This window comes from 'Camptotheca acuminata' phytoplasma (assembly GCF_041276565.1).
GTDB lineage: Bacteria > Bacillota_I > Bacilli_A > Acholeplasmatales > Acholeplasmataceae > Phytoplasma.
Genome location: NZ_JBGGGR010000017.1, coordinates 1 through 6,960 on the forward strand (window position 1 = coordinate 1; position 6,960 = coordinate 6,960).

The window sequence follows — 6,960 nt, forward strand, 5'->3', positions numbered from 1 at the left end:
AAAAAATTTTTATTAAAAAAAGAAATAAATTTACGTTTTTTTTTCATTTTTTAAAGAAAAAAAAGATTTCTTTTTTTCAAAATTTGTTATTAAGTTTTTTTTTTTTTTTTGTATCGAAAAAAAAAAAAAAAAGAAACAAATCTCTATTTTAGAGGTTTTGAATCATTTTTTTGGTAAAAATGTTTTTTATAAATTTTTAAATATTTTTTAAAAAGATAATATTAGAAGATTAATGAAGAAAATTTATTTATGATGTTTTTTAATTTAATTATCTAAAGTTTTTTTATCGAATTGATTTTTTAAAATAATTTTTTTAATATTAATACATTCTTGATCTTTTTGCTTGTTCGATTTCTCTTTGTGAAAATCCTGCTTTTTTTAATTCGTTATCATTAAAGACATATACTAGTTCTTTTAAATAAAAACCTGCATTTTTTAAATCTCTTGCTACAAATCCTGCATATTTTAATTCTTGTAAATTAAAACCTGCATCTTTTAAGTCTTTTGCTGTAAATTCTTCTTTTTTGAAATCATACGCTGTAAATTTAACTTCTTTTAATTGTTGCAATGTATAACCGCTATCTTTTAATTCTTTTGCTGTAAATCCTGCATCTTTTAATTCTCTTAATGTATAATCTGCTTCTTTTAATTCTTTTGCTTTAAAATTTTCTTGTTTTAAAATAGACGCTTTTAATTTGAAGTTTTTGAATTTTTTTAATTTAAAACCTGCATTATATAATTCTCTTGCTTTAAAACCTGCATAATATAATTCTTTTACATTAAAATTTACATTTTTTAATTCTTGTATTGAATATTGTGCATCTTTTAATTCTCTTGCTGTATATTTTGCATTTTTTAATTCTTGTAATTCAAAAATTCCTTTTAAGTCTTTGGCTTTAAAATTTTCTTGTTTAAAATCTTTTACATTAAAATTTACATTTTTTAATTCTTGTATTGAATATTGTGCATCATTTAATTCTCTTGCTGTATAACTTGCTTCTTTTAAGTATTGTAATTTAAAATCTTGTTTTAATTCTTTTGCTTTAAATCCGTCATTTTTAAATTCTTTCGCTTGTGGTTCTATATTTTCTTGTAATTCTTTTAATGTAAAACCTCCATTTTTTAATAAGTATAAATTAAAACCTGCATTTTTTAATTCTTGTAATCCAATACCTTCTTTTTTGAATTTTTCTACTGGTAAATCTTTAAGTTGTCTCAAATTATAACCTTCGTTTTGGAATTCTTGTATTGTAAAAACATTTTTTAATTCTTCTAATGCGAAACCTTCACTTTTTAATTCTTGAATCTTAAATCCCTCTGTTTTTAAATCTTGTAAGGTAAATCCGTCTTTCACTAAGTCTTTTAATGTAAATCCTTCTTCTTGTGTTTTAATAAGCAAGTTATGATTATACATATTTTGTCTTGGAGTTTCGACTTTTATCAACTCTCTCGCTTTAAAACCTTCTTTTTTAAAATCGCTTGCTTTAAAAATGTTTGGTAGAGCGGTTGGATTAACTTGCGTTGTTTCATAATTTGTTTGCGGAGTTGCACAATACATTTGTGTTTTAGAAACTTTTGCTTCAATAGCTGTTGGTGTAGAAGATGGACTATTTTGTGTTGTTTTAGAAGAGTCTTTTACTTTTGTTAAAATTTGTAAATCAGAATATTCTGGGAGTGTTCGAAATTCTCTTATTTTAAAAAATTTCTTTAATTCTATTAGTGGGAAAATTTGGTTTAATTGTTCTAATTTATAATCTTCCGTTAAAAAATCAATTATTTCGAATTTTGTTCTTAATTCATTTAATGTAAAAATGTTTTCTAATTCTTTTATTGTGAAATCATTTTTTAATTCTTCAACAATAAATTCTGCTTCTTTTAATTCTTCTAATTTAAAACCCGCTTGTTTCAATTCTCTTACATTAAAACCTGCTTCTTTTAATTCTGTTGCATTAAAATCTTCTTCTTTTAATTCTTTTATTGTGAAATCATTTTTTAATTCTTTTGCTGTAAATTCCGCTTCTTTAAGTTCTTTTAATTTAAAATCAATTTGTATTAATTCTTTTAATGTAAAACCTGCATCTTTTAATTTTTTCGCATTAAAACCTGCCTTTTTGAACGATTCTAATTTATAAATTTTTTTTAATTCTTTTAATGAATATTCTGGATCGTTTTCCGACATTCTTATTGAATTTGCTTCTTCTTCAACAGTTGGTTCTTGTTCTATAACTTTATAATTTTTGATTGAGTCTCTAAAACCTGCGTTTTCTAATTCTTTTTTTGTGAAACCTGCGTTTTTTAATTTTTCGTAATTATAACCTAATTTTATGAATTCTTCTAATTTAAAACCTGCGTTTTTTAAGTTTGGTAATTTTATTTCAGCAGCTATTAATTCTTTTAATGTAAAATCATTTTTTAATTCTTCTAATGTGAGTCCTATATCGTTTAATTCTTGTAATGTATAACCTGCATTTTTTAATTCGAATATTGAAAAAAATCCTGAATTATTTTTGCTTAATAACGAAAAATAACCTGCGTCTTTTATTTCTTGTAATGTGATACCTTCCTTTCTTAATTTATGTCCATTAGCAGCATCTTTTATTAAGTCTTTTATTTTTTGTATTCTTTCTGGTGATGTTATTTGTGATATTTCCTCTGTTTTAAAATCACTGGATACCACTGAATCTCCATGATTTGTTTGATTAATATTTGAATTTGCAGGAATATTTATTTGTGAATTTGTTGGTGAATTAGGATTTTCTGGATTTGGCGAGAGTTTATTTCTTTCTGAAATTATCCTAACGTTTTCATTTTTGTTTTTTATTTCAAAATTATTATTTTGATTCTTATTCGAAAGATTATATAAAAACAAAATAGATATTAAAAATAAAACAGAAATTAAAAAATAATTAAAAATTTTGATTCGATTTAATAAATTAATTTTTTTCATATTGAAAAGATACCTTTTTATTTCATCAAGTGTTATTTTTATAAAGAAAATCTATTTTTGGGTTTGTATTTAATTTTTGCTGAATAAATAAAAATTTATTTATTTGAATAGTTAATAATAATATAATAGATTCGATAAATCGATTATATTATTATTTTATAAAATAAGTTTTTGTTTATAACATATATTATATTATTTTTTCTTGTATACGGCACAATTTTATTAAACTTTTTTCAAAAAAAGACGAAATCATCAAATTAAGAAATAATTTTTTAAGATAAAAAATAGTTTTTTGAACGAAACAATAATTATTAAGTGATATTTTTCAATATTGTAAAAAGAGTTGATAACTTAATGTTTTTTTGTTTGTTATAAGAAACAAATATTTTTATTTTGAAAACAAAAAATAATGTTAAAATGATTATATAAATTTTTAAAAAAGATTTTTTATTTTTTAAAAAATTTTTTTTAAAAATTTAAGAAATAGAAATCAAAATTTAATTGAATCGAATATATAATAAAAAAATAAGGATTTGGTTATTATATATAAAGGTAAACTTTCAAGAAACATATTTTTATTTTAAGAATTACTTTTTAATATGATTTCATGAACCGAAATAATTATAAATAATATCATATTATAAATTATTGAAAAACTTCATTTTAAATTTATTTATTTCGTTAATCAAAAGAAACTATTTTTATTTTTGAATCATATTTAAAATAAGATTTTGAATGAATGTTTTTTTAAAGTTAAAGTTTCGATATTTATTTATTCTCTAACTTAAAAATTATCTAACTAAAAAAATAAGGAAAAAGTAAAAAAATGAAAGAACAAATTAAGAACAATGTTGATATTTTAGATGTTTCTGATTATATTATTAATTACGCTTACGAAAATAAAATCAATGATTTAACTAATTTAAAATTACAAAAATTAGTGTTTTATATTTACGCTCATTACTTAGTAACCAATAAAAAACAACCATTATTTGAAGAAAAAATTGAAGCTTGGTTTTATGGTCCCATTTTTCCAACTTTATATTTTGAGTTTTATCGTTTAGGAGATAAAAACATTCCTCAAATGAAAACAACACTTAAAAAAGAATTAGATTCAGCCGTGATAAATTCTATTGAATACGTTTTAGATAAATACGGAAAGAAAAAAGCTTGGGAATTATCTGAACAAATCCAAGAGGAAGATCCATGGAATCTTGCCTTTACATATGATAATGATTTTTCTCGAAACAAGATTACTGATAACGCTATTTTTCAATATTATTCTAAAAACAATATCTAAGAACGTTATTTTTTATATTTTAAGATAATTTTAAAGTCCAATTATTTATGAAAAATAAGTAAATAATTGGACTTTTTTTATTGATAATAGAATAAAACAATTTCATAGAAAAAATTTTTTGAATAATTAAGGTTTCGTTTTGTTATTTCGTTAATTTTATTATTTAATTGATTTTATTATAACCGAAAATAATTGATTTTATTTTAATTTAAATCCTTCAGCTATTAATTCTTCTTTGGTGAAAAATTCTTTTAATTCTTTTAATGTAAAAAAATTTTTCAATTCTTTTAAGCTGAAATCATTTTTTAATTCTTCTAATGTGTAATTTATATTTTGAAAGCCAAAGATGTTAAAGCCGCCATCCATTATTTCTTCTAATGTAAAACCAGCATTTTTCAATTCTTTCGCTGTAAAACCTAATTCTTTTAATATATCTATTTTTAAATATGCGTTTTTAAATTCTTCGGCTGTAAAACCTGCTTTTTTCAATTCTGGCAATTTAAAATTTAAATCCAATAACAATTCTTCTAATGTATAACCTCTACTTTTAAATTCTTCTAATGTAAAACCTGAGTTTTTTATTTCTTCAAAGGTATAACCTTTTTCTTTTAGTTCTTCTAATGTGTAGCCTTTATTTATTAAGTCTCGTAATATTATTTTGTTTTTTATTTCATTCATTAGATATCTCCATTTGTTTATAATTTAATTATTAATTGAGTTTATTTAAGAAAAATATAGTATCTTTTTATTTATAAATTAAATTATATAAAAAAATTAAAATTTGATTTATAAAATAATTATCACTTTACTTTAAATATAGTAAACAATTTTATTTAAAATATCGAAATTATTTTTTTATTTTATGAACGGAAATAAAAAAAGTTGAACCAAAATAAAGGAGTTTATAAAACATCATATAAAAAAGTATTTTTCATTTTTTAAAAATAATTGTTAACGATTATTTTTGTTTGTGTTATTATAAAAAAAATAATAAATAATTTTTTGATTTTTAAAAAAATCTGGTTTTTAAAATCAAACAGTATTTACAAGCAGTTTCGTTTTTTGGTAATTTATCCATTATTTATTTCGATATTACAATTATAAGAATTTTTTCTTCTTTTTTTACCAGACAAGGTCTAATTTTATTTTAGATTAAAAATCAAAGACGAAAATAAAAAAATTATAAAAAAGTGAAAAAATTTTTTTGAAAAAATAAAAATTAATTTAAGTTTGATTTTTATAAAAGGCCATCTTTTTGAAAATTTTTATAATAAACAAAATCTGAATGAAGTCTTTTTATTGAAATTTTTGTTAACAAAAGTAAATATTTATTATTTTTTGAATTTAAATAAAATTTTATTTTTTAAAAAGATCAAAATAAATGATACACAGGATAAAATGATAAAAAATGCAAAAACCATTATTCCAAAAAATAAATCTTTATCTTTTTCTAAAAATTTATAAGGATAATAATTTAAAATATTTCCTATAATTAAATTTTCACATAAGTAAATAAAAGGATGAATTAAACCGATATAAAATTCTTTTTTGAAAAATTGAATCTTATTTATTAGAAAAAAATATATAAAAAATATTAAAGGTAAAACTATATGTTCTAAATTAGCTACAAACACATCAAACGAAGCTCTATTATTAAAAGCTGAATTATCCAAAATTATAAAATTATAAAACAATAATAAAAAACAATCGACTAAACAAATAAAAATTAAATATTTTTCCATAATAATTGATTTTGTTATTCCTAAAAATAAAATTAATGAGCTTATCACTGGAAAAAATATTTTGATATTTTTTTTCATTCAAAATTTCTTTTTTTTGTTGGTAAAGTTAAAATTAACGTTTGGTACTGAACCCGAAAACCGGTACCGCTTGTAAGTCCCACTTTTGAAAAAAAAGTTAAAAACCACTAAAACGGTACCATTAAGAAAGTCCCATTTGATTCCAAAAAAAATAAAATTTCTGGAAAATCAAAAATTATTTATTAATTACTTTTATCATAACACAAAAAAATAAATGTCAACAAAAAAATTATTTTTTTTCATTTTTTTTAAAAAAGAAAAAGAAAAGAAAAAAATTATAAAACTATTTTCAATCTTTATGAATAATCGGATTATAGTGATAGAAATGAATATAAATAATTAAATAATGCCGCCAAAACAAAAGAAAACTTTATAATTTAACAAAAAACTTTAAAAAAGCATCAAATCAAGAAAGAAAATTAAAAATAGTATAAAAAAATTACATTTTTAATCATGGGGCCAAATTGAGGCTTTTTTGATGTTTAAAATACTATATTAAGTTGTCATCTCAATTCTTATTTTAGAGTTTTGATTTTTTTATATTTTATCTTTTAAAAAACTTTTCTAAAATTGAAATCTTTTTTTAATTTCTCTTTTTTTTCATTTTTTAATTTTTTTATAAATTTTATCTTTTTATTTTGCAAAAAATGGTTCAAACCTGACCCATCAAGGTCTTTTTAATAATAAAAACAATTAAATATAGATTATAAATTACTTTATTTTTAATATTTTGTTTAATTGGTATTTTTCTTTAATGTTCTGACCGCCCCAATAAAGTGGTACCAGTTCTAAGTCCCATACAAAACAAAGTCAAATTATTTATTAAAAAAAATTAATAAATGATTTGACTTTTTTTATTTATGAATGGGAATAAAAAAAGTTGAATCAAAATA

At 20.1% G+C, this 6,960-nt stretch carries 4 protein-coding genes; 1 reads left to right on the forward strand and 3 read right to left on the reverse strand.

Features of this window, described 5'->3' with window-relative positions:
* Positions 1-319: 319 nt before the first annotated feature.
* Positions 320-2,947, reverse strand: a complete 2,628-nt coding sequence (locus AB6A63_RS01485) for a pentapeptide repeat-containing protein (protein ID WP_370430923.1) — start codon at positions 2,945-2,947, stop codon at positions 320-322.
* Positions 2,948-3,773: 826 nt separating this feature from the next.
* Here AB6A63_RS01485 and AB6A63_RS01490 point away from each other — a divergent pair.
* Positions 3,774-4,247, forward strand: coding sequence for a Panacea domain-containing protein (locus AB6A63_RS01490; RefSeq protein ID WP_370430924.1), 474 nt, complete (start codon positions 3,774-3,776; stop codon positions 4,245-4,247).
* Positions 4,248-4,445: 198 nt separating this feature from the next.
* On the opposite strand, the gene AB6A63_RS01495 is transcribed toward AB6A63_RS01490, so the two are convergent.
* Both AB6A63_RS01495 and AB6A63_RS01500 read right to left on the reverse strand, forming a co-directional pair.
* Entirely contained in the window at positions 4,446-4,925 is a 480-nt protein-coding gene (locus AB6A63_RS01495) for a hypothetical protein (protein WP_370430925.1), read from the reverse strand.
* 653 nt (positions 4,926-5,578) lie between these two features.
* Positions 5,579-6,067, reverse strand: coding sequence for a Pr6Pr family membrane protein (locus AB6A63_RS01500; RefSeq protein ID WP_370430926.1), 489 nt, complete (start codon positions 6,065-6,067; stop codon positions 5,579-5,581).
* Positions 6,068-6,960: the final 893 nt, after the last annotated feature.